Below are 21,675 nucleotides of genomic sequence, written 5' to 3' on the forward strand. Positions count from 1 at the left end.
GCGAGAACAGGACCGCGACATGAGCTCGCGAGGCGGCGGTCCGCTGCCCCGGCTGCGGAAGTCCAAGCGCGCCATGGCGGCGGCCGTCGGAGCGATCGCCGTCGCCGCGGGCGCCGCGATCTGGACCGCCGGCTGGGACCCGGGCGGCTCGGAGGCGGACGTCGACCGCACCGACCAGGTCATCGCCATGCCCGGCGCCGACATCGACACCTCCTACTACTCGGCCGGCTCCGACGGGAAACGGCCCGCCGTCCTCCTCGCACACGGATTCGGGGGATCCAAGGACAACGTCGCGTCCGAGGCCGAGTCCCTGGCCGCCGAGGGCTACGCCGTCCTGACCTGGTCGGCGCGCGGGTTCGGCGAGTCGACCGGCGCGATCGGGCTGAACGACCCCGAAGCCGAGGTCGCCGACGTCTCCCGGCTCCTCGACTGGCTCTCCGAGCGCCCCGAGGTCATGCTCGACGCCGAGGGCGACCCCCGCGCCGGCATCGCCGGCGGCTCCTACGGCGGCGCGGTCGCGCTGCTGGCCGCCGGGCACGACGACCGCGTGGACGCCATCGCTCCCCGGATCACCTACTGGAACCTCGCCGACGCTCTCTTCCCCGAGGGCGTCTTCAAGAAGCTGTGGGCGGGCATGTTCGTCACCTCCGGCGGCGGCTGCCAGGCCTTCCAGGACGAGATCTGCCGGATGTACGAGCGTGTCGCCGAGAGCGGCCGCCCCGACGGCGAGGCGAGGGCCCTGCTGGAGGAGCGCAGCCCCTCGGCCGTGGGCGACGAGATCGACGTCCCCACCTACTTCGTCCAGGGACGGCGCGACTCGCTGTTCCCCCTCTCCCAGGCCGACGAGGCGGTACGCCAAATCGAGGCCAACGGCGCCCCCGTCCGAACCGACTGGATCTCCGGAGGCCACGACGGCGGCGACATGGAGAACGAGCGCGTCGACCGGCGGACGGCGGCCTTCTTCGACCGCCACCTCAAAGGCGACGAGTCGGCCGACACCGGGCCGGCGTTCCGCGTCAGCGGCGACCGCCGGATCGACGCCGCCGAGGACGCCGAGATCGCCGGCGCCGTCGCGGACTCCTACCCCGGGCTCGACGGCACCGAACAGCTCTCGCTACCGCTCAGCGGCGAGGCGCAGCCCTTCGCCAACCCGCCCGGAGGCTCCCCGTCGAGCCTGTCCGCCATCCCCGGACTAGGCGAGGCCGGCGACTTCTCCGCCCTCCCCGGCGGCCTGTCGGTCGACTTCCCCGGCCAGTTCGCGCGGTTCGAGACCGAGCCGCTCGACCGGGCCGTCCGGATCACCGGATCGCCCGAGGCCGAGGTGACCCTGGGCTCCTCTTCCGGAGAGGCGGTCGTCTTCGCGAAGCTCTACGACGTCGGCCCCGACGGGACCGCGTCCCTCACCGTCCAGCAGGTGACGCCCGTGCGCGCCCCCGACGGCGAGACCGTCTCCATACGCCTGCCCGCACTGGACGAGGAGGTCCGCGCCGGGCACCGGCTCCGGCTCGTCCTCTCCTCCACCGACCTCGGGTTCGCCACGCCCGCCCCGGCGGCCGAGTACTCCGCCGAGGCGGTCGGCGACCTGACCGTCCCGACCGTGCCCGAACTGACCGAGACCGCCGCTCCCCTGCCCGTCTGGGTCTGGGCGCTTCCCGCCGCGGCCCTCGCCGCCGCGGTCCTGCTGCTGGTCCGGCGCCGGCGGACCACACACCCCGCGCCCGACCCCGACCTGGCCGACGTGCCACTGCAGATCACGGGGCTCTCCAAACGCTATAAGGGCGGGGACGCCTACAGCGTCAAGGACCTCTCCTTCCGCGTCGAGCGGGGACAGGTCCTCGGACTGCTGGGCCCCAACGGAGCGGGGAAGACCACGACGCTGCGCATGCTCATGGGGCTCATCCGCCCCGACGCCGGAGAGATCCGCCTCTTCGGCCACGCCGTCCGCCCCGGCGCGCCGGTGCTGTCCCGGGTCGGGTCCTTCGTCGAGGGCGCGGGATTCCTCCCGCACCTGTCGGGGCGCCAGAACCTCGACCTCTACTGGAAGTCCACGGGACGGCCCGCCGCCGACTCGCGCATGGACGAGGCCCTCGACATCGCCGGGCTCGGCGACGCAGTCGACCGCGCCGTGCGCACCTACTCCCAGGGCATGCGGCAGCGCCTGGCCATCGCGCAGGCCATGCTCGGCCTGCCCGACCTCTTGATACTCGACGAGCCCACCAACGGGCTCGACCCGCCGCAGATCCGCGAGATGCGCGAGGTCATGATCCGCTACGCCGACCGCGGCCGGACCGTCATCGTCTCCAGCCACCTGCTCTCCGAAGTGGAGCAGTCCTGCACCGACCTCGTGGTCATGGACCGCGGGCGGCTCGTCCAGGCCGGGCCCGTCGGCGAGATCGCCGGCGACGGAGACACCCTGTTCGTAGGCGTGGACGGCGAAGTCGGCGACGACGTGGTCGCCAAGGTCGCCGCGCTGGAGGGCGTCGCCTCGGCCGAACCCGCCGAAGGCGGGCTCTCCGTCCGGCTCGACGGGGCGAGCGCCTCGGACCTCAACGCCGAGCTCGTGCGCCTCGACGTGCCCGTCAGCTCCCTGGGGCCGCACCGGCGCCTCGAGGACGCGTTCCTGACCCTGATATCGGACGGAGCGGCCGTATGACCACCACTGCCACCGAACCACCCGCGCCGGAGAGCCCGGTCGGCGCTCGCGGCGCCGCCGCCGGCTACCGGCCGTCGCGGACACTGCCGTTCCGCGTCGAGGCGCTGCGGCAGTGGAAGCGCCGCCGCACGCTCGTCATGGCGGGCCTGCTGGCGGCCCTGCCGGCCATCATGGTCGTCGCGTTCGCCATCGGCGGTTCCCAGGAGGACTCGGCGAACGGCTCGAGCTTCATGGACACGGCGACCGCCTCGGGGGCCAACTTCACCGCCGCCGTCCTCTTCGTCTCGACGGGGCTGCTGGTCGTCATTCCCGTGGCGCTGTTCTTCGGCGACACGGTCGCCAGCGAGGCCGGCTGGTCGTCGCTGCGGTACCTCCTGGCGGCTCCCGTGCCGCGCAACAGGCTGCTGCTGTCCAAACTCGTCGTGGCGTTCCTGTTCTCGCTGGCCGCCATCGTGCTGCTGGGGGCCGCGAGCCTGCTGATCGGCACCCTCGCCTACGGGTGGGGGTCTCTGGACCTCCCGTTCGGCGGAGCGATTCCCGCCGCTGAGGCCCCGGCCCGCCTGGCCATAGCCGTCGGATATGTCTTCGTCTCCCAGCTGGCCGTCGCCGGGATCGCCTTCTGGCTCTCGACCCGCACCGACGCGCCGCTCGGCGCCGTGGGCGGCGCTGTCGGATTCTCCCTGTTGGGCGCCATCCTCGACCAGATCACTGCTCTCGGGCAGTGGCGGCAGTTCCTTCCGGCCCACTGGCAGTACTCGTGGACGGGCGCCTTCGGCGCCGACGTCGACTGGAGCGAGATGATCCGCGGGACGTCGCTGTCGCTGGCCTTTGCCATCGTCCTCTTCGCACTGGCCTTCCGGGGCTTCCGGACCAAGGACGTCGTCTCCTAGCGAGGCCTGGCGACGACCCGTCGCAGGCCCGGGAAGCGCGTCAAGCCTGCGCCCGGACGAACGTCCGGACGCCGAGGCCGACGAGAACCGCTCCCCCGACCCGGTCGACCGCCTTGCGGGGAAAGGAGAATCGGCTTCGGCCGACCGCGCGCAGGATCGTCGCGCCCGTGGCGAGCCAGGCGGCCATCATGACGGCGTGCACCAGGGCCAGCGCCAACACGCCGGGGACGGTCAGCTCTCCGGGGCCGAGGACCTGCGGCACCAGCGTCAGGTAGACCGCCGCGGCCTTCGGGTTGAGCAGGCTCGCCAGAAAGGCCACCGCCACCCTGATCCGTTTCGGCTCGGCTTCGCCGCCCGGCGCCTCCGTACCGCCCGCCCCCGGAGACTTCGGCGCCCCTTTCCGCACGATCATCGCTATCCCCAACGCCGCCAGGTACACCGCGCCCGCGACCTGGACGGCCCGGTAGGCCTGGGCCGACTGCATGACGAGGGCGGAGAGCCCCAGCGCGGCCAGCAGCGCGTGGGTCAGGATCCCCAGGGCAGTTCCGGCCACCACGCGGCGAGTCGCCCCCGCCTCCGACCGGAGGACATGCGTGGCCATGAGCGTGAAACTGGCGCCCGGGGTCACCACCATCGGCAGCACCACCAAGGCGAAGGCCGCGGCAGCCTGGACCGGCACCTGTCAGCCCGCGTAGTGGAAGGTCGTGGTGACGCCGCCGTCGTCGAACCGGTGGAGCGCCAGCCCCGGAGGCTGCGCCGCGTCGATGATGGGACGGGCGTCCGGATCGGGCTTCAGCGCGGACGCGACCCCGGGCGCCACCAGCACCGGAACTCCGGCGAACTCCGACCTGGCCGCCGTGTGGACGTGCCCGCAGAGGATCGCGCGGACCGTGCCGATGCGATCCACGAGTTCCCTCAGGGCTTCCGGATTCCGCAGCAGGGTCGGGTCGATGAGGGAGTGCCCTATCGGCACCGGCGGGTGGTGGAAGGCCAGCACGGTCGCCTCCGCGCCCTCCGCCCGCACAGCGGCGCGGTCCGCGGCCTCCTGACCGAGGACTCCGTGGTCCTCTCCGTCGACGGACACGTCGATCCCCACGATCCGCAGGCCGCCGGCGTCGAGGACGTCCGCTACGCCCAGGCGTTCGGCGAACAGCGGCGAGTCGTCGTGGTTGCCCGGCACCGCGATCCACGGTTCTCGGCCGGCGAGAGCCTCCCCGAATCTGCGGTACTCCCCGTCGGCGCCGGTGTCCGCGACGTCGCCCGTCACTGCGATCGCGTCGGGGCGCCGGGAGGGCGGCAGCAGATCCAAGACCGCCTCCAGCCTCCGAACGCTCTCGGGAGAGCCGTCGATGTGCGTGTCACTTATGTGCATCAATGTGAGGGTCATGCGCGCTATACTAACACTAAACTGAAATTAACCGTTAGGACCTTCATGCCCGTTCTGCCCGACGGAACCGACGGCGCCACCGCCCTGAACCTCGTCTCCACCATCGCCCACGACGGAAACGGGGGCGTCCGCGACGACTTCGCCACCGACGACCTCGTGAACGCCTGGATCGCCGAACGATTCCCCGACCTGCCGCCGTGCAACCCCGCCGAAGCCGACGAGCTGCGCTACCTCCGGCTCGCTGCCCGCTCCGCCTTCGCCGCCGCCGTCTCCCCGCACCCGCCCAGCCGCGTCGAACGCCGGAACCGCATGAGCGACACCGAGGCCGGCGAAACCCTCACCACCGCCATCGAGGGGCTGCGCGCCGAAACCGCCGTCACCGTCGACGACCGAGGAGTCCACCGCGTCCTCACCACGCGGGCGACGGGACAAACCCTCCTCAAAGGAACCCTCGCTCTCGCCACCGCCGACTTCCTGACCGGTCCCCTCGCCGCGAAACTGCGCTCCTGCCAAGCCCCTCGCTGCGTCCGCTACTTCGTTCAGGATCACGGGCGCCAGCAGTGGTGCAAGACCGCCTGCGGCAACCGCGCCCGCGCCGCCCGCTTCTCTCAACGCCGCCTGGCCCGGTGAGGCTCCGAATACCCGCGCCCCTTGCCATCTCGACGACGTGCCCTAAGGAGACGCCCCTCATCGGACATCACGTCTCAGCGTGGCTCAGACCGGGCGAATCACGACACCCTATGGCCCCGTTCCACTTCACGCACTGATACCATGACATGCCCATAGCTGATTTCCCCGTCCCCTTTGCAGCCCACGCCCCCTCGACGAAAGCCCCGCACCATGACCTCGCCCCTGCGCGCCTTCGGCGCCGCCACGCTCGCCGTCCTCACCCTCGGCACCGCCGCCTGCAACGACGACCCCGCGCCGGAATCCTCCCCGGCCCCCTCCGAGAGCCCGGCCCCCACACCGGAGGAGGCGCTTTCGGAGGCTCTCCACACTCTGGCGGCGGATCCCTACTCGGCCGCCATCACCGTCGAGGTCGAAGGCGAGCGCTACCTGGAGGGGTCGATGACGGTCCTCGGCGAGGACACCTACACCACCGACACGGACCTACGGCTGACGAACACCTACGAACTCTTCGAACGCGCCGACATTCCAGGAGTGGACCTCGAAGGGCTCAAGGCATATCTCGCGGACCTCTCCGTGTCCACCGTCGCCGTCGAGGGAGAAACCTACCACCGGATGGCCGGCGGCCCTTACTCCCTCGTCTCCGACGACTACGCCGACGACACGTGGTTCCACCGACCCTCCTCCGCCCGGGACGAGTTCGGCGTCGCCTTCCAGATCAAGGACGCCGCCTACACCGATTACGCGAAACAGGTCCTCGCCGCCATGCAGGCGCCCGAAGGATCGCCCGAGGAGCTCACCGGGACCCTGCCTGTCGGCGACCCGGTCTTCGATCTGCTCTTGGCGACCTACGAAGGCGTCCCCGAAGCGGACGTGCCGGTGAGCGTCACCCTCGACGAGGACGGCCGCCTCTCCGACCTGGCGTTCTCCCTCGCCATCGACGAGGTGGACTTCGGCCCCGTCACCCTCGACTACCGGATCGAGGTGTCCGATTGGGGCACCGAGGCCGAGATCGCCACTCCAGAGGGCGAAGTCGTCGAGGGCCAAGACCTCCTGGACCACTACCGCGATCAGCTCTGACCCCCTGTCCGGCCGGGGCCGCACCGTCCGCCCATGAGCGGGAAAGGGTCGGGCGGCACCGGACCGGGCTCAGCCCCTACCCGTCTCGACGGGCAGGTCCTCCAACCTCCACTCCAGGATCCCGTCCTGGAGCTTGACCGCCTTGCGCCCGGCGCCCTCCAGCAGCCGCACGGCGTCATGGGCCAAGACGCAGAAGGCCCCGCGGCAATAGGCCGCGACCCGTGCGCCCTCGGGCAGCTCCCCCAGGCGCTCGCCCAGCTGCTCCAGCGGGATCGACACCGCCCCGGGGATGTGCCCGGCCTCGTACTCGTCGCCGGGCCTCACGTCCAGCACGACGACGTCGCCCTTCTCCACCGCGGCGACCAGGGCGTCCCGTGAGATGGTCTCCGGCTCGTCGCCCAGGTAGGCCCGGGCGGCCCTCTCCACCTCGGCGATGCGCTCGAAGGCGACGTCCCTGACGGACCGGTACAGGCCCGCCACGTCGTCCCCGGCCAGGCTGTAGATCATCATCTGGCCCCTCCTCCGCGCGACGGCCACGCCGGCCGCCTTCAGCGTCTGGAGGTGCGCCGACACCGTCGTCACGCCCATGCCGGTGATGCGGACCAACTCCTCCACCGAGTGGTCGGCCTGGGACAGCAGGTCCACCAGTTCCAGCCGCTTGCCGTTGCCCAGGGCCTTTCCCAGCCGCGCCATCTGGTCGAAGAGCGCCGCTTTGCCCGTGCCGTCCGCCACAGTGCCTCCCAGGATTTTGTATTCCATGATTCCTTGGAATATTGTAGCATTATTCGAAGGACGCCGACGGAAAGGCAGGACCATGAGCGACATCCACCTGGAGGTCATTCCCGACCCCGGTCTGGGCAACGCCTCTTACATCGTCGACCTGGGCGACGGAGGCGCGCTGGTAGTCGACCCCTCCCGCGACCTGCGAGCGCACCGCGCCCGGCTGGAACGCTCCGGCCTGCGGCCCCGCTGGACGGCCGAGACGCACCTCCACGCCGACTTCACGTCCGGCACCCGCGAGTTCGCGCACTCCGACGGCGCGGAAATCCTCGCCTCCGCGGCCGGCGGTCGCTCCTTCCGCCACCGCGGCCTGGCCGACGGCGACGAGCTGGACCTCGGCGGCCTGACGCTCCGCGCCCTCGGCACGCCCGGGCACACCGACGAACACCTCTCCTACCTCCTGCTCGACGGCGCGAAGCCCCTCGGCGTCTTCACCGGCGGCTCCCTCCTCGTGTCCTCTGCCGCCCGCACCGACCTCGTCGACCCTTCCCGCACCGAGGAACTGGCCCGCGCCCAGTACCGCTCGCTCCAACGCCTGCTGGACCTGCCCGACGAAGTGGCAGTCTGGCCGACCCACGGGGCCGGGTCGTTCTGCTCCGCCCCCGCGTCGAGCCGGCGCGTCTCCACCATCGGCACCGAGAAGGCCGCCAACCCGCTCCTCCAAGCCTCCGGCGAGGACGAGTTCGTCCGGCTTCTGACGGCCGGACTCGGCAGCTACCCCGCCTATTTCGACCGGCTCCCCGAGGTCAACCGCCTCGGACCGCCCCTCCTGCCCGGCGCTCCCACCATGCCGGCCCTGGCCGAGGATGACGTGCGGCGGCGCCTCTCGTCCGGCGCGCTCCTGATCGACGTCCGTCCCGTCGGCGCCTTCGCCCGCTCCCACGTTCCCGGCGCCGTGTCGATCGCGCTCCGCGACCAGTTCGCCTCGTGGCTGGGGTGGGTGGTCGACCCGGACCGTCCTGTCGTCGTCGTCCGCGACGCCGACCAGGATCCGGCCGAGATCCTCTGGCAGGCGGTGAAGATCGGTCACAACTCCATCGTCGGCGAGCTCGCCGACGGCATGTCCGCCTGGACCGGCCCCACCTCGTCCATTCCCCTCTACACCGCCGCCGAGGCGGTGCGGGCCATGCCGAATGCCGCCGTCTGGGACGTGCGCCAGCGCTCCGAGTTCGCCGCCGGGCACGTACCCCGGGCCGTCTCCATCGAACTCGGGTCGCTCGCCGCCGAGGCGCCGCGGTCCGACGAGGTCCTGGTCATGTGCGGACACGGCGAACGCGCGATGACCGCGGCGAGCCTGGCGCCGGCCAGTTCGGTCGCCGTCCTCGCCGGAGGGCCCGCCGACCTGGCCGCCGCCACCGGAACGTCCCTGGTGGAGGGATCATGACCCGGACGGCCCCGCCCGCACCGCGCCTCGGCCTGGCCGCCAACATCGGCCAGTTCAGCCTCCTGGTCGCCGTCAACGCCCTCGTCGGGGCACTGCTCGGGCAGGAAAGGCTGCTCACCGCCTTCGGGGAGTCGACCTTCGGCTCCTCCCCCTACACTCTGGCGCTGCTCTTCATCGCCGTCTTCGGCCTGTCCAAGGCCGGGGCGAACTTCGCCGCCGGCCACCTCAGCGACCGGTGGGGGCGCAAGCCCGTCCTCATCCTCGGCTGGGTGTTCGCGCTTCCCGTGCCCGCCATGCTGATCCTGGCCCCGGACTGGGGATGGGTCATCGCCGCCAACCTGCTCCTCGGCATCAACCAGGGGCTGTCCTGGTCGGCGACGGTCGTCATGAAGATCGACCTGGCCGGGCCCAGCCGCCGCGGGCTCGCCATGGGGCTCAACGAGGCCGCCGGGTACATCGCCGTAGCCGTATCCTCCATGGCCACCGGCTGGGTCGCCTCCCAGTACGGGTGGCAGCCCGAGGCCTTCCTCCTCGGCGCGGCCTATATCGCTCTGGCCCTGGGGCTCTCCGTGTTCGCCGTCCGCGACACCACAGCCCACGCGGAACTCGAATCTGCCTCCCACGCCACCGCGGAGACCCTCTCCACCAGGCAGGTCTTCGCGCGCACCAGCCTGACCGACCCGACCCTCTCCTCCGTCAGCCAGGCCGGACTGGTCAACAACCTCAACGACGGGCTCGTCTGGGGGCTCCTGCCGGTCTACTTCACCGCCAACGGGCTGACGCTCACCCAGGCGGGGCTCATCGCCTCCGTGTACCCGTTCGTCTGGGGGCTCGGGCAGCTGGCCACCGGGCCCTGGTCGGACAGGGCCGGGCGCCGGAGGCTCATCGTCGCGGGAATGCTCGCCCAGGCGGTCGCCTTGGCCGCCTTCGCCACCGCCGGCGGCTTCACCGTCTGGTTCGCCGCCGCGCTTCTGCTCGGCGCCGGGACGGCCATGGTCTACCCGACCATCCTCGCCGCCATCGGCGATGTCGCCCACCCGTCGTGGCGGGCCCGGGCCGTGGGCGTCTACCGGCTGTGGCGCGACGCGGGATTCGCCGTCGGGGCGCTCACGGCGGGGCTGCTGGCCGACCGGTTCGGCATTCCCACCGCCATCGGCGCCATCGCCGTCCTGACCGCGTTCTCCGGCCTGGTCGTCGCGCTCCGCATGAGGGAGACGCACTCACCCGCCCGGTGAGCTACTCCTCGGGCGTGTCCGTCTCGCTCGGACGGATCGAGGGCTCCGTCGCCGGCTCGACCCAGTCGTCCGGATCGGGGTCCTCATAGCACTCGGTGCTCACGGCCAGGTTGATCGTCCGGTAGTCCGGCTGCCTCGTGGCGCTGTACTGGACCTCGCCGTCGTTCGCACGGGTCGACGCGTAACCGCTCTCGCCCCACTGGATCCCGCCGTCCACGTCGCGGTACTCGGCCTCGTCGATCCAGTAGCGGTGGACGATCCGCAGCAGCCTCGCGGAGTCGTCCTTTTCCGCCATCAGCTCGTAGCGGGCGACCATGCGGAACTTGACGACCTCTTCGTCCTGGCAGGGGTGTTCGACCGTCTCTATGAACTCCGGGCGCGGGACTCCGGCCTCCGCCAGGTCGTCCATCGCCTCCTCGCCGAGCACCACGGCCTCGTCGACCGCCTCCGGCTTCGGCTTCTCCGCCGCAGCACAGGAGGCCAGCACGCCGACCACCGCGACGCCGGCCGCCAGGCGCAGCGTCTTCCACTTCGTCCCAATGCCGTTCATAACGATCCAGAGTACGAGACGCCCGCCCGCCGTCACCGGCGCACCCCGGACCGTCCGACGCGGAGGCGCCGGCCTAGCGGCGACCATCCAGGTAGCGGTCATCCTCGATTGGAAGCCCTAGTCCTCGGTGCTGCGCCGCAACTTCTTGATGTCGCTCCGGCGCTTCTTCTCCTTGAGACGCCGCCGCACCGATCCCCTCGTCGGCTTGGTCGGTTTGCGCTTCGGCGGAGGCGGGGCTATGGCCTTCTTCAACAGCGCCTCCATCCGCTCCAGGGCGGCCTGGCGATTGCGCAGCTGGGACCGGTGTTCGGAGGCCGCGACCGTCACCGCTCCCCCGGCCATCCGCTTCCGCAGGTTCTCGATCGCCCGTTGGCGCAGGTGCGGTGGGAGGGCCGCGGTCCCGGCCAAGTCGAAGGACAGCTCCACGCGCGAGTCGGTGGTGTTGACGCCCTGGCCGCCCGGCCCGCTGGAACGCGAGAAGCGCCAGTAGAGGTCCGCGTCGGGGATGACGATGTCCTCGGTGAGCTTGATCGGTGACATGGTGGCGCGCCGGTTTCCTCTGGTCGTGGACGGTGGGGAGGGACCCGGCCAGACTACCCGAGGCGCCTCCTCGGCGCATCGGCGTTTCGCTCCGCGTCCCTCCCGTCCACGAGTACCTCGCCATACTGCCCTCCGGCCTCCCGCTCGCCGACGCGGCGTCGATCATCGCGGACTCGCGCGCCTCCGCCGAGGTGCTCCGCCACCGAATCCACCGCCTACCGGCCGATCATGTCCGCCAAGCGTTTCGCCGCCGCCGAGGCCCCGTCCGCGCGGACCTTCTGCGCCAAGTCCTCCGCCCGCTGCGCCACCTCCGGTTCTAGGGCCTTCTCCAAAGCCGCCGACAGGGACTCCACCGTCGGTACCGGCCCGTCGTGCGCCGCGCCGATCCCCAGGTCCGCCACTCGTTCCGCCCAGTACGGCTGGTCAGCGATCTGCGGTACGACCACCTGCGGCGCTCCCGCTCTCGCGCAAGTGGTCGTGGTGCCCGCGCCGCCGTGGTGAACCACCGCGGCGACCCTGCCGAACAAGGCCTGCTGGTTCACCTCTCCCACACCGAAGCAGTCGTCATGCTCCCCGTTCAGGTCCAGCCCGGCCCATCCGCTGGACAGCAGCACGCGGCGCCCCTGCGCTCGCACGGACTCGATGGCCACCCGGGCGACGTCCTCCGCCTCCCGCATCGCCATGCTGCCGAAGCCCACGTACACCGGCGGTTCGCCGTCGTTCAGGAAGGCCTCCAACTCCTCCGGCAACTCCCGCCCGTCCGATGGGATCCACGCCCCCGTCTGGAACGCCTCGTATCCCGCCTCGTCCCGCCACGGGTCCAGCACCGGGTCCGAAGCGATCCAGGGCCGATCCGTGAAGACGTGGGCTCGGACGTCGTCGACCTCCGCCAGCCCGATTGACGTCCTGAACTCGTTGACCACTCCCCCGAACAGGCCGTTCATAGCCTCGCGATTGTGCTCCCACAGGGCGCGGTTGTCCGTGACGCCCTCCGGCAGCGGATGTCCCGGATACTCGAGCGGAGCGTGGTTCGGCGACGGCATCACCTTCGCGAAGAACCCGACCAGGGCGTAGCGGGCTTCCAGCTTTTCCGCCGCGGCCCTCGCCGCCGCCGAGGCCGGGAACAGGCCCGTTCCCACCACCGCGTCGCAGTCCCCCGCCGCCTCCATGATCGCGTCGTACTGGTCCGCTATCAGCCCGGTCGCGACCTGCTGGATGAAAGACTCCCCCGACTTCCTCGGCCGGGACGACACCAGTTCGCGCACCGACTGGACGACCGGAACCGACTCCAGACCGTCCCTCGCCAGGCGCTCCTCAAAGTCCGGCGGTGCGCACACCGCGACCTCCGCCCCGAGCGCCTTCAACTCCACTCCGAGCCCGACCATGGGCTCCACGTCTCCCCTTGACCCGAAGGTCGACAAGACCACACGCATTCCGTGCCGCTCCTCTCCGCAGTTTCCGTCGATATGCGCAGATTATGCACGAAGCACCAGGTCATATCGGGTACCCAGCGTGGGCGGACGGGCTCGACTACCTCGATATACTGGAGGCCCCAGGGAGGGGACGCCGCTCCGGTTCCCCAGCCCACCTCGCGAGCCCTATCCCCCCAGCGACCGACATAACCGTCGCGCCCGGCCTCCACCGGAACCGCCCACTCCCCCTGCCGGGTGAGGCGCTGGGACTTAATCCCCTCGGCGGGGGAAGAGCCGGCAGGTCGAGAAACCCTACTGTTTCCCCATGGCAAACGTAGGTGCCGCCGAAGTTCCGTGCCGCGCACTCAATGGTCTCCCGTTGACCGCGACGCGCATTTGGCGGATCGGAATAGGTGGCAGAGGATGACTCCGACAGAACCCCGACCGACAACGAACAACCGTATTCGCCGCTGGGCGACGCAGTGGCCGCAATGGACCGGGTCGGTGGCCGTCACCGTTCTCTCCTCATACGCGATCTTCGCCGCGCTGTGGTATTTCGGCGGACCGTATGCCTTTGCGCTGCCGGGGAACCCGGAGAACAACTTCGACCAGCACTGGTTGGCCGGCCTGAACCCCGATACCGTCCAAAGTGCGACACTGCTGGGCGGTGCGGTCGTTATTACGGCGCTCCTGATGATGCGCCTCGGGCTTGGCGGCCCACTGCGTCCCGTGCTCATAGCCGTAGGGGCTTCGAGCGCGGCTTTTCTGGCGCTCGTGCTCTCCGGACCCATGTCGCTCGACACCATTCCCGTTCTCAACCTGCTCAACCTGAAACGCCTGGACTGGGTGACGGTCCATATCGTGGTTCTGACCTACGTCGGCTTGGCCCTGGGCGCCGCCACTCTGGCGTACGCGCGGTCCAGTCGACAGGCCTGCATTCACTGTGGACGGGGAAGCCGTCCGGGATGGTCCCGCCGCCGGTGGTCGCGGATCGGAACGGCCGCCGCGCTCGCCGCCGCCCTGGCACCGCTGGGATACGCGGTCAGCCGCATCTGCTGGGCGCTCGGAATTCCTCTGGGCACCACTAAGGAACACCTCGAACTGCTGAACTCCAACAATCCTGGGAACGGGACCGTGTACCTGGAACTGACCCTCGCCTCGCTGGCGCTGTGCGGCGGCCTGTTGTGCTTCGGGCTCGCCCGGCCGTGGAGCGAGACGTGGCCGCGATGGGTGATCGGCTTGGCAGGAAAGCCTGTGCCGCACTGGCTCCCGATCGGATCAGCGGTCGCCTGCGGCGTGGGTCTGACCGGATACGGTGCTGCCCTGTCCCCCGCTCTGCTGACTGCCGTCTCCGGGGAAACGGTCTACTACGCGGGGACCGACTCGGCGTTGACCTGGGTCTCGTACCTCCCCGTCGTTTCTCTGACCGTTTGGGGACCCTTGGTACTCCTGGCCGCGGCCGCGTTCCACTACCGGACTCGCGGCCGGTGTTCGCGGTGCGGCCGCGGAGCTCATCCGGTGGGGCAGAAGGCGGTCTTATCTGAACGACCCCGAGCGGCGGCACTCGCCGCTCGGCCCGCATTCCCGCAGACGAACGGACGACAAAGGGAACCACAGTCCTCGTCTTCCGAACAGTTCCGCATCCCTGCGACGAGTCGCGCAATAGCGCGTCGACCGTGACGGCTCGGGCTTGAACCACTCCGGATTCGTCTGGTCGCCACCGCCTCTCCAAGAACGGACGCACCGCGGGAGAGTATCCTGGGATCAACCCGCCCCCCCCTCGGAGAATCCCATGCCCCTTGTCAAACCCCTGCTCCGCAAGTATCTGCTCATGGTTCCGCTGGCCGCCTGCGGGGTATACGTCCTCTCCTTCGGGCTGTACGAGTTCGATCAGGTGACGCCGTCTGACTTCGCCGCCCAGACCGCGAAGATCGTGCCGGTGCTCTTCATCCTCACCCAAGTGACCCTCGGGCTTCCCGCCTATTGCCTGGAGGTCCGGTACCGCTTGCCCGATTGGGCTGACTTCGTCTCGTGGACCGGCGGCATCGCAGGCGGCTTCGCCACGCTGATCTTCACCTATCCCCACGGAGGGCAGGGCGTCGTGGTGTTGTGGTGCATGATCCTGATCAACGCCCACCGAGCCTCCCGTGCTGGAGCAGAACGCGCCACCGCACCGGGCTTCAACGACATTCGCTCCTGGGAGGAGTATCTGGAGCGGTTGTGCGAAACCCTCAAACTGATTCAGGCCGGGAAGCTGTCGCCTGAGCACACGGTCGAACCGGACTCGACCACCGTTTCCGACAAGTTCACCTTCCGAAACGAGATGGGCGAACGCCTGGCACTTCGCGCTCCACGACTACCGACCGCCGGCGGTTTCTCCCGCATGGACGAGGACGAGGAAATCGGCGCCTGGCCGGACTTCGAATTCACCCTTGCCCATGGTGGATCGCTCGGCAAAGGCCCCCTGTACCTCATGTTCCTGGCCCATCTTCTGGTCTCCGTAGAGCAGGGCGGCCATCGTTTCGCCTCCTCGACAGGAGGGCTCCGGCAGGAAGGCACGACTCACCAACTGGTCGACGCAGACGGGCGGATCTGGATTCTCACACCGTATGAATCGTGGACTGCGAAAGCCTACTGACGCATGCCTCGACGAACTGGTGCACGCCCTGGCCTTCGCGTTCTCCCCTATACCTGCGTCCAACGAGAACTCCGCCTTCAAATAGAGGAGTTGCGCCGTAAAAGGCGCGGGGGGGAGGGGTTCGGTCAAGGCGCCTGTGTTCTCGGCCGCCTATCGGACCGCCGGTCGCGGATGTCCCTCAGCAGGATCGCCGTAGCCGACGTGAGAACGGGCCACACGAAAGCCGTCAGCCAAAGCCACGGCTCCACCCTGGACGAGACGCTCTGCGCAAGACTCAATGTGGCAGGGACGTAGACGATTACGAGGAGCATGAAAACCCCTGGATAGGGCAGCCGCAGAAGGGCCGCCGCGATCGCGCCCGTGAACAGGAACGAGAGCGGAATGCCAAGGAAGAAGAGCGCATACAAGGCGTCTCCGGACGAATCGTCCCCTGGACAGTCGGGCTGGAAGAAGCGGCCGCAATAGGCCGGGCCCTCGGGTGAGCTCCGCTTCGGCTCGGAGTCTACCCAGAAAAAGATGAGCATCGGTACTGCGCAGTTCACAATGCCGACCGCCGCGCCGCGCCAGGCGGCGCTTACGCGATTCGGTGTCCACCAGCGGTCGTCAGTTTTTCGAGGGGAAGGGTTCATCTGGCCGATTGTCTGCTCACGGGCCTCGCGCATCCGCTCAGGCGCTAGATCTATGCTCCGTCCCACTCGCTCCGCCCCATCCAGCCGGAGTTCATTCACGCGTTACCGCAAAACCGTGACCACCGACACTCAGTTCATTACTTACTGGTAACAACTGATAACAGTTCTAACTTATCGCTTGGATACCGCGTGGGTGTTCGGGCAGTCTTGGTTCAAGCCCGATACGGCGGCCGTGCGTTCCCAAGGGACCGCCCCCGGATACCCCTTGCGTTCTGGCTGTGCGCACGGCCGTCAACCCCTTGGCCGGCCGGACTTTCCCTCCAGTCACAAGTCCGGCCGGCTTTTCCCGTTTCACCGCTGGACACAAGTCCGAGCACTGCGACCACTCTCGTTCCCGCCCTATATCCAGCTCCCGAGGCCGTTACCCATCCTCGTCGAAATCTTTGACAAAGGCCGCCCCTGACGCGCCAAAAGACCGATCTCACGGAGGCCTCGCTGCCCTACAAGACCGAGAGGTTCCTAAAATTCGCCCGTCGCGCCATGGAAGTACAAGGTTCACCAGGCCCAGGATGCAGGCAAGTCGGGCGACCGGCCAATGCTCACGCGGCGAAATCCTGCGTCCGCGCCCGGCACACGTGTCGGGACTGGACCGCTCAAGAGCGACGCAGGATCCGATCCGCTCGTACTAACTCGGGTACCCGAGCCAGTACGGCCTCTCCCAACCGCACTCCTCGTACTTGGACTCCACCCGATCGGCGTTAGCTGGAATGATGGCTGGTGCAAGGGCCTTGTCCACAGGCCCGCACAGGCCGAGATAGGCGTCCACCGCACCAACACCGCAGCCTAGGAGGAACAGGAGAATCACAGTCCCGAATACGGTCCCGAGAACGTAGACCGTTTTGCCTACGGGACCGCTCCCCTCTGTCTTGGCATTCTTTTCCACACTGGCTAGACGCTGCGAGACCGCGAGTCATCGCACCGAATCCATGTGCCGTCGATCATTAAATCGATGACCTTGTCATCTTCCATGCATGTGATTCGGGTGTTTGAGAACGAGCAGCAGGACGGAGGCCGCTCCGATTCGGAGCGAGTAGCCTCAGAGAGGATCGAGTTCGCACTTGTTGCATCGTATGCCAATGGCATTGCCACCCACACAAAGGAGCACTGCCGCGAGCGAAGCGAGGGCAACGCGCCCCGGACTCGATCCGCAAGTTCAGGATAGAACTGTCCCCCATGATGGAAGCCGGTCCGGGAACATTTCGGACGACGGCCCCGGCGGGAATCCGGAGATAGGGAGCGGGGCAAGAAAAACCGGTCCTCCGTGGAGAACCGGTTCTAGTTGTTAATCCCATATCTGCCTATTCGTCCCCATTTCCGCAGGTTGATCCTGTATCTCAGAACCGATCGGTCTAATCGGCGTATTTTGCTCATCAAATAGTGTGGATTTTGTTCAGCAGCTAGCGTGTCAAACGTTCAATACAGAGCGGAGAGGGGGAAACGGTGCTGATCGACGAGTGGCAAGAGGTCCCGACCGTGCTCGGAGCAGTCAAACGCTCCATCGACGCCGATGCCGGGGCGGGAAGATTCCTATTGACCGGATCGGTCAATGCGCGATTGAACTCGCAAACCTGGCCCGGGACCGGGCGAGTAGTCCCGATACACGCCACGCCCATGGCGGAACGGGAACTGGAGGGAAACCAGCACCGCCCGTCCTTCATCGACCAGATCGCTCGCGACGGTTCCGGTATTCTGAAGACACCGCCGACAGAGCTGGACCTGCGTGACTACCTCGATCGGGCATTGAGAGGGGGCTTCCCCGAACCGGCGCTCCGCTATCGACGAAGGGCCGGAGCGCGATGGTACGAAGGCTATTGGGACCAGATCTACTCGCGTGACGTCGTACCCGACAGTCGAGACCGCAATCCCGACCGCGTGAGGCGATTCGTGCACGCCTTCATTCTCAACAGCGCTTCCACGGTAGAACTCACCAAACTCACGCAAGCTGCCGAACTCGCGCGGAACACCGCCCAGGAATACGAACAGCTCTTGAAGAACCTCTTTCTCGTGGAGGCGGTCCCCGCCTGGACACAGCACCGTCTCAAGCGACTGACCAAAGCTCCCAAACGAGTCATGTCCGATTCAGGACTACTCGCCGCAGCCCTCCGACTCGACATGGACTCGATCATCCGAGACGGACGCCTCGTGGGGCAGATTCTCGAAACGTTCGTGATCGCTCAGTGGCGAGCCGAGCTCGAAGCCTCCGGGCTCTCTCCCCGCCTCTACCATCTTCGACAACAGCAAGGCCGCCATGAGATCGACCTGATCGTCGAACTTCCCGGAGACCGCGTCATCGCCGTGGAGATCAAGGCCGACGCCGCCCCGAACCACAAGGCCGCCGTCCACCTCGATTGGCTGGCCCAGGAAATCGGAGACCGGTTCGCCGCAGGAATCGTCCTGCACACCGTCCCCCACTCATTCGCGCTGAGCGACATGATCCACGCAGTCCCGATCAGCGCCCTGTGGCAGTTAGATCGGCGTCCACCTGACCCGTAACCGATCTGCACACACTTTCGTTAATCGATCATAGTCAATTTACTGCCCATGGCCGACCTCTTTTCTCCAATGGACGGTTGTGGATACCGACGACGAAGGAGAGCGACATGACATGCCACCTGTCCACCTCATCCGTTATCAGCAGAGGAGTCCCCGCAGTCTCTGACGACATGATCCCTGTATCAGAAGCTGTGTTCGCCATGGACAAGGATATGATCGAGGCCGCGCTTTATATGGCGCTTTCAGATCTTCCCCCTGCCCAGTGGCCTACTGTCGGACGCCGGGACCACGCTACCTGGGTCCACACGCTGAACCTGGTCATCAAATCGATCAAGTCCCAGGGCATGAAACGCATCGACGAGCGCTGCAGCTGGTTGGTCGATGGTTCGTACCAGGAGACCATCAACATGACCTTCGATGACGCTTGCTTCGATCGTGCTGAATGGGGATGGGAGGCACTGTTCGGCAACTTGTACTTCAACGAGATACTTCGCTTTGGGAGGCCGCCGATAGCGGCAGGGGTCGAAGCCCGACCCTAGACCAGAAAAGCCAGAAGGGCTGCTCCCACACGGGTGCAGCCCTTCTTTGACTGTGGACCTCACAGCCGCCTATTCGTACTCGTAATCGCAGTTCACAACGTTTGCTATCCCCCAGCGGCCTCTTTCGCGGGAGTTCCGGCAGCGAGTCGCACATTGATTAGTGTTCTTCGGGAGTTCAAGGCTCCATGGGGATGCCTCATGGCCACAATCGTTCACCTTCGCTGGCAGATCCAGCTTTGAAGCAATGCTCACGGCGGTATACGACCCGGAGTCTTGCAGTTGATACCTCCCTGCCCTGGACTTCGGGGAATGTTCATCGGCAGCGAAAGTCTGTACAGTCGCCGGCACGAGGTCAAGATGAAACGGGCTTCCGAAATTTGTCGCGGAAAACCGGAAGGCTGCGAAGGGTGTCCCGCAGGAACCAAGCCTCTGTGAGCGCCAGGGCACTCACTGTCAGGAGTCCGCCCGCCAGAGTCAACCGCTCAATCAGACTCAATTGGGTGTCGGGCGACATGATGGAGAACTTGACGTAAGCGGTGAACCATGCCGCGATCAGAGTCAGCAATGGCGGTAGGAGGGGGTGGAACTCCCGCGCTGCGAACAGGTCCCGACCCGCGAGATACGTTGAGCGGATCACGAACCCTCCAGCGGGAATGAGCAGCAGTAGACTGATCAGGCCCACACCCCAATGGAAGTTCGCAGTAGCGCCGACAGCGAGCACCGAAGCCAGGAATACCCAACCAACGAAAAGCCACCATAGGAGCGTAAGTGGCCTCGTCCAAATTCTCCGAGCCAATTCTGGATTCTCATCTCCGATACCGAAGAGCGATATGAACATTGGCCCGAATAGGTAGATTGCAGCGTATATACCTGCGATCGTGATGACCGTGCCGACCAGCTGCCCGGTCATCCAGCCCAGGACCGAAGGGCCGTGCAGGGAGAAGTAGACGGCTGTGGTCCATGCGAAGCCCGTCATCGTCCTCCACACGGCAAGCCTGGCGATGAAAGGAGGCGGCTCTATCGTCGGACGCAGTGATCGGAAGAGCCAATCTGCCAGGCTCGTACCCGTGGCCGTCTTGAACCAGGAGAAAAAGACCTGAAGGCGACTCGTTCTCTTGAATGCCATACGGTGAGTATACTACCGCGTGGTGGCATCTATTCCTGCTGAAAAACTCGGGCCGATCGTGCAGGTTCATGTCGGCACTGGGTCCTCGTTGCATGGGGAGATGTCTGGATTTCGGCCCTAAGGCCATGCAATGGAGACTGAAAAAGCCGGTTCTCCGCAGAGAACCGGCTTTCAGTTTGTGGAGCTGAGGGGAATCGAACCCCTGACCTTCTCCTACCAGCTCATTTTCACTCTTCCCTATTTCCTCAGGAAGAAGCCCCTAATAGTACACATGTTCTATAGATGCCCGATAGGCCGGTAACCAGGAGATACATACCTCCGCATACTTCTGGTTACCGGCCTTTTGTGGCGCCTTGTGTTGGAAAAGTGTTGAAGAGAATGATCGCTTATGGACAGTTATTGAGATGGTCAAGGAGCTTGCCTACACCCTCGTACAGAGCGGTCTCGACTGCACATCCCTCCACCCGGAGCTTGGCGGCGACCTCTCCGAGGCCCATCCTCGCTCCGTAGACCAGTACGATCACTTCGCGCTCAAGATCGGTCAGGTCGGCTCTCACCCACGCTCGCTTCAGGTCCGCCATCACAGCCCACAGCGTGCAACCCTCAGCCGGGTTCGCACGGCCTCGCGGCATGTCGGGGTCGGCCGCGTAGACGCTGTGGATTCCATAGGCGTAGTCGTGGCCCCACATGTAGGGCATCAGCATCTCGACTGTCGCTCGCTCGTACTGGCTCATTGCGCCCCCTGTCCGCTTCCCATGCCGGCCCTGCGCCGATACCGTTCCATTTCGTCTGTGTCGATGTCCCAGCCGAACTGTTCCAGCCACATCACCAGGAACTCGCTTGCGACGTGCTCCCTGGTGAGGGCCGCCGCGAAGTGGCGTCGGTGGTGTCGCCCCAGTGCCCTCCAGGCCGACTCCAGGTCGGCTGGCGGGCAGCTGAGCAGCCTTGTCTCGTCCATATCCAGTTGTCTCCTATCTGGGGATCAGGGAGGTGAGCTTGTCGGGTCCGTGCTGTTGCCACGTTTCGGTCACGTCGCCCGCCTCCAGCGGGACGGGTTCGGCGGCCCGGAGGTCCTTGGTGATGGCGGCGTTGAATTTCTGGCCTGCGGTGTCGGGGTCGCCCCAGGTGTAGACCTTCGGGAACCCGGCGAGGAGGCGTCCGTAGTGGGGTCGCCAGGCGTTCGCGCCTGGCACCCCTGCCACGTTGAGCCCGAGGGAGGCGAGCACAAGCGCGTCAAGTTCGCCTTCCGGGACATGGGCTTCTGGCTGGTCAAACCGGAACCCTGAGGCCATGTACAGTCGGCCCTGCATTCCGGGCAGTGCCATGTATTTGCCGTGGCCGGCGGCGCGGCAGTCGTGGGCGTGGAGGCAACGGAACCTCATGCCGACGACCCCGGCCTGGTTCCGGTAGGGGATCGCAAGGCGGCCTCGGACGTGCTCGAACCCTGGTAGCGGGTTACCGACGTACCCGAGTGCTGCCGCTCGTACGGTCTTCTCGTCGAGTCCACGACCGGCCAGGTAGCCGCGTACCGCCGGGGTCAGTTGCCCGGCGTAGGCCTCGGTAGCCTCGCGGAGCATCTTCCGCGACGAGTCCGGCAGAGGCCGCAATGCTTCGTGCGTCAAGGTATCCGACCTCCTCAAGGCTCATGATCA

23 protein-coding genes are annotated in these 21,675 nt (G+C 67.3%); 11 read left to right on the forward strand and 12 right to left on the reverse strand.

All coding sequences use genetic code 11. The features are described from left to right. Positions 1-19 precede the first annotated feature (19 nt). Together ACFTE1_RS16030 and ACFTE1_RS16035 are read left to right on the forward strand one after the other, a co-directional pair. Positions 20-2,653 (forward strand): alpha/beta fold hydrolase, encoded by a 2,634-nt coding sequence (locus ACFTE1_RS16030; protein ID WP_380621705.1) that lies wholly within the window; start codon positions 20-22, stop codon positions 2,651-2,653. Further along, a complete protein-coding gene (locus ACFTE1_RS16035) occupies positions 2,650-3,543 on the forward strand; it encodes an ABC transporter permease (RefSeq protein WP_380621369.1) in 894 nt (297 codons plus the stop codon). Before ACFTE1_RS16030 ends, ACFTE1_RS16035 begins: the two co-directional genes overlap by 4 nt. Positions 3,544-3,583: 40 nt before the next feature. On the opposite strand, the gene ACFTE1_RS16040 is transcribed toward ACFTE1_RS16035, so the two are convergent. Together ACFTE1_RS16040 and ACFTE1_RS16045 are read right to left on the reverse strand one after the other, a co-directional pair. After that, positions 3,584-4,222 (reverse strand): LysE family translocator, encoded by a 639-nt coding sequence (locus tag ACFTE1_RS16040; protein ID WP_380621371.1) that lies wholly within the window; start codon positions 4,220-4,222, stop codon positions 3,584-3,586. A gap of 3 nt (positions 4,223-4,225) precedes the next feature. Next, positions 4,226-4,930 carry a metallophosphoesterase family protein gene (locus tag ACFTE1_RS16045; protein ID WP_380621373.1) on the reverse strand — a complete coding sequence of 235 codons (705 nt, stop codon included), beginning with the start codon at positions 4,928-4,930 and terminating at the stop codon, positions 4,226-4,228. Between the two features lie 45 nt (positions 4,931-4,975). On the opposite strand from ACFTE1_RS16045, the gene ACFTE1_RS16050 reads away from it, so the two are divergent. Together ACFTE1_RS16050 and ACFTE1_RS16055 are read left to right on the forward strand one after the other, a co-directional pair. Next, positions 4,976-5,560: a CGNR zinc finger domain-containing protein gene (locus tag ACFTE1_RS16050; RefSeq protein ID WP_380621375.1), complete on the forward strand. Its 585-nt coding sequence runs from the start codon at positions 4,976-4,978 to the stop codon at positions 5,558-5,560. Positions 5,561-5,770: 210 nt separating this feature from the next. Continuing rightward, on the forward strand, positions 5,771-6,637 hold the full coding sequence (locus ACFTE1_RS16055; protein WP_380621377.1) for a hypothetical protein: 867 nt from the start codon (positions 5,771-5,773) through the stop codon (positions 6,635-6,637). 69 nt (positions 6,638-6,706) lie between these two features. Here ACFTE1_RS16055 and ACFTE1_RS16060 read toward each other — a convergent pair whose 3' ends face one another. Beyond that, positions 6,707-7,369 (reverse strand): ArsR/SmtB family transcription factor, encoded by a 663-nt coding sequence (locus ACFTE1_RS16060; RefSeq protein WP_380621707.1) that lies wholly within the window; start codon positions 7,367-7,369, stop codon positions 6,707-6,709. Between the two features lie 82 nt (positions 7,370-7,451). Here ACFTE1_RS16060 and ACFTE1_RS16065 point away from each other — a divergent pair, with 82 nt between their 5' ends. Next, entirely contained in the window at positions 7,452-8,801 is a 1,350-nt protein-coding gene (locus ACFTE1_RS16065) for a rhodanese-like domain-containing protein (protein WP_380621379.1), read from the forward strand. Next, the gene (locus tag ACFTE1_RS16070; RefSeq protein WP_380621381.1) at positions 8,798-10,036 is read left to right on the forward strand and encodes an MFS transporter; all 1,239 of its coding nucleotides are present in this window, start codon (positions 8,798-8,800) and stop codon (positions 10,034-10,036) included. The genes ACFTE1_RS16065 and ACFTE1_RS16070 overlap by 4 nt, the downstream gene beginning before the upstream one ends. 1 nt (position 10,037) lies before the next feature. On the opposite strand, the gene ACFTE1_RS16075 is transcribed toward ACFTE1_RS16070, so the two are convergent. From ACFTE1_RS16075 to ACFTE1_RS16085, 3 genes are all read right to left on the reverse strand, one after another. Beyond that, a complete protein-coding gene (locus tag ACFTE1_RS16075; protein ID WP_380621383.1) occupies positions 10,038-10,586 on the reverse strand; it encodes a hypothetical protein in 549 nt (182 codons plus the stop codon). 117 nt (positions 10,587-10,703) lie between these two features. Further along, positions 10,704-11,126, reverse strand: coding sequence for an alternative ribosome rescue aminoacyl-tRNA hydrolase ArfB (arfB, locus tag ACFTE1_RS16080; protein WP_380621386.1), 423 nt, complete (start codon positions 11,124-11,126; stop codon positions 10,704-10,706). A gap of 215 nt (positions 11,127-11,341) precedes the next feature. Then, positions 11,342-12,559 carry a glycosyltransferase gene (locus ACFTE1_RS16085; protein WP_380621388.1) on the reverse strand — a complete coding sequence of 406 codons (1,218 nt, stop codon included), beginning with the start codon at positions 12,557-12,559 and terminating at the stop codon, positions 11,342-11,344. Positions 12,560-12,961: 402 nt separating this feature from the next. Here ACFTE1_RS16085 and ACFTE1_RS16090 point away from each other — a divergent pair, with 402 nt between their 5' ends. Together ACFTE1_RS16090 and ACFTE1_RS16095 are read left to right on the forward strand one after the other, a co-directional pair. Next, positions 12,962-14,218, forward strand: a complete 1,257-nt coding sequence (locus tag ACFTE1_RS16090; RefSeq protein ID WP_380621390.1) for a hypothetical protein — start codon at positions 12,962-12,964, stop codon at positions 14,216-14,218. 112 nt (positions 14,219-14,330) lie between these two features. Then, entirely contained in the window at positions 14,331-15,176 is an 846-nt protein-coding gene (locus ACFTE1_RS16095; protein ID WP_380621392.1) for a hypothetical protein, read from the forward strand. A gap of 125 nt (positions 15,177-15,301) precedes the next feature. Here the strand turns inward: ACFTE1_RS16095 and ACFTE1_RS16100 are convergent, their stop codons facing one another. Together ACFTE1_RS16100 and ACFTE1_RS16105 are read right to left on the reverse strand one after the other, a co-directional pair. After that, the gene (locus ACFTE1_RS16100) at positions 15,302-15,805 is read right to left on the reverse strand and encodes a hypothetical protein (protein ID WP_380621394.1); all 504 of its coding nucleotides are present in this window, start codon (positions 15,803-15,805) and stop codon (positions 15,302-15,304) included. Positions 15,806-16,490: 685 nt separating this feature from the next. Then, entirely contained in the window at positions 16,491-16,748 is a 258-nt protein-coding gene (locus ACFTE1_RS16105) for a hypothetical protein (RefSeq protein ID WP_380621396.1), read from the reverse strand. Between the two features lie 533 nt (positions 16,749-17,281). Here ACFTE1_RS16105 and ACFTE1_RS16110 point away from each other — a divergent pair. Together ACFTE1_RS16110 and ACFTE1_RS16115 are read left to right on the forward strand one after the other, a co-directional pair. Continuing rightward, entirely contained in the window at positions 17,282-18,358 is a 1,077-nt protein-coding gene (locus ACFTE1_RS16110) for an ATP-binding protein (protein WP_380621709.1), read from the forward strand. Positions 18,359-18,465: 107 nt separating this feature from the next. Continuing rightward, complete coding sequence (locus ACFTE1_RS16115; RefSeq protein WP_380621398.1) at positions 18,466-18,897, forward strand: hypothetical protein; 432 nt, start codon at positions 18,466-18,468, stop codon at positions 18,895-18,897. Positions 18,898-19,249: 352 nt separating this feature from the next. Here the strand turns inward: ACFTE1_RS16115 and ACFTE1_RS16120 are convergent, their stop codons facing one another. After that, positions 19,250-20,023, reverse strand: coding sequence for a hypothetical protein (locus ACFTE1_RS16120; RefSeq protein ID WP_380621400.1), 774 nt, complete (start codon positions 20,021-20,023; stop codon positions 19,250-19,252). A gap of 130 nt (positions 20,024-20,153) precedes the next feature. Between ACFTE1_RS16120 and ACFTE1_RS16125 the strand changes: the two genes are divergently transcribed. Then, positions 20,154-20,324: a hypothetical protein gene (locus tag ACFTE1_RS16125; protein ID WP_380621402.1), complete on the forward strand. Its 171-nt coding sequence runs from the start codon at positions 20,154-20,156 to the stop codon at positions 20,322-20,324. A gap of 85 nt (positions 20,325-20,409) precedes the next feature. On the opposite strand, the gene ACFTE1_RS16130 is transcribed toward ACFTE1_RS16125, so the two are convergent. Genes ACFTE1_RS16130 through ACFTE1_RS16140 form a run of 3 tightly spaced genes read right to left on the reverse strand, consistent with a single transcriptional unit; the run spans position 20,410 to position 21,645 of the window. Beyond that, a complete protein-coding gene (locus tag ACFTE1_RS16130) occupies positions 20,410-20,757 on the reverse strand; it encodes a hypothetical protein (protein ID WP_380621404.1) in 348 nt (115 codons plus the stop codon). Next, positions 20,754-20,981 (reverse strand): hypothetical protein, encoded by a 228-nt coding sequence (locus ACFTE1_RS16135; protein WP_380621406.1) that lies wholly within the window; start codon positions 20,979-20,981, stop codon positions 20,754-20,756. Before ACFTE1_RS16135 ends, ACFTE1_RS16130 begins: the two co-directional genes overlap by 4 nt. 13 nt (positions 20,982-20,994) lie before the next feature. Then, positions 20,995-21,645 (reverse strand): toprim domain-containing protein, encoded by a 651-nt coding sequence (locus ACFTE1_RS16140; protein ID WP_380621726.1) that lies wholly within the window; start codon positions 21,643-21,645, stop codon positions 20,995-20,997. Positions 21,646-21,675: the final 30 nt, after the last annotated feature.

The organism is Salininema proteolyticum (genome assembly GCF_042685645.1).
Classification (GTDB): domain Bacteria; phylum Actinomycetota; class Actinomycetes; order Mycobacteriales; family Micromonosporaceae; genus Salininema; species Salininema proteolyticum.

Coding starts and splice junctions, on each gene's coding strand:
- ACFTE1_RS16030 (WP_380621705.1), top strand. CDS start 20: ATGAGCTCGCGAGGCGGCGGTCCGCTGCCCCGGCTGCGGAAGTCCAAG.
- ACFTE1_RS16035 (WP_380621369.1), top strand. CDS start 2,650: ATGACCACCACTGCCACCGAACCACCCGCGCCGGAGAGCCCGGTCGGC.
- ACFTE1_RS16045 (WP_380621373.1), bottom strand. CDS start 4,930: ATGACCCTCACATTGATGCACATAAGTGACACGCACATCGACGGCTCT.
- ACFTE1_RS16050 (WP_380621375.1), top strand. CDS start 4,976: ATGCCCGTTCTGCCCGACGGAACCGACGGCGCCACCGCCCTGAACCTC.
- ACFTE1_RS16055 (WP_380621377.1), top strand. CDS start 5,771: ATGACCTCGCCCCTGCGCGCCTTCGGCGCCGCCACGCTCGCCGTCCTC.
- ACFTE1_RS16065 (WP_380621379.1), top strand. CDS start 7,452: ATGAGCGACATCCACCTGGAGGTCATTCCCGACCCCGGTCTGGGCAAC.
- ACFTE1_RS16070 (WP_380621381.1), top strand. CDS start 8,798: ATGACCCGGACGGCCCCGCCCGCACCGCGCCTCGGCCTGGCCGCCAAC.
- ACFTE1_RS16075 (WP_380621383.1), bottom strand. CDS start 10,586: ATGAACGGCATTGGGACGAAGTGGAAGACGCTGCGCCTGGCGGCCGGC.
- arfB (WP_380621386.1), bottom strand. CDS start 11,126: ATGTCACCGATCAAGCTCACCGAGGACATCGTCATCCCCGACGCGGAC.
- ACFTE1_RS16085 (WP_380621388.1), bottom strand. CDS start 12,559: ATGCGTGTGGTCTTGTCGACCTTCGGGTCAAGGGGAGACGTGGAGCCC.
- ACFTE1_RS16090 (WP_380621390.1), top strand. CDS start 12,962: ATGACTCCGACAGAACCCCGACCGACAACGAACAACCGTATTCGCCGC.
- ACFTE1_RS16095 (WP_380621392.1), top strand. CDS start 14,331: ATGCCCCTTGTCAAACCCCTGCTCCGCAAGTATCTGCTCATGGTTCCG.
- ACFTE1_RS16100 (WP_380621394.1), bottom strand. CDS start 15,805: ATGAACCCTTCCCCTCGAAAAACTGACGACCGCTGGTGGACACCGAAT.
- ACFTE1_RS16115 (WP_380621398.1), top strand. CDS start 18,466: ATGACATGCCACCTGTCCACCTCATCCGTTATCAGCAGAGGAGTCCCC.
- ACFTE1_RS16120 (WP_380621400.1), bottom strand. CDS start 20,023: ATGGCATTCAAGAGAACGAGTCGCCTTCAGGTCTTTTTCTCCTGGTTC.
- ACFTE1_RS16125 (WP_380621402.1), top strand. CDS start 20,154: ATGGAGACTGAAAAAGCCGGTTCTCCGCAGAGAACCGGCTTTCAGTTT.
- ACFTE1_RS16130 (WP_380621404.1), bottom strand. CDS start 20,757: ATGAGCCAGTACGAGCGAGCGACAGTCGAGATGCTGATGCCCTACATG.
- ACFTE1_RS16135 (WP_380621406.1), bottom strand. CDS start 20,981: ATGGACGAGACAAGGCTGCTCAGCTGCCCGCCAGCCGACCTGGAGTCG.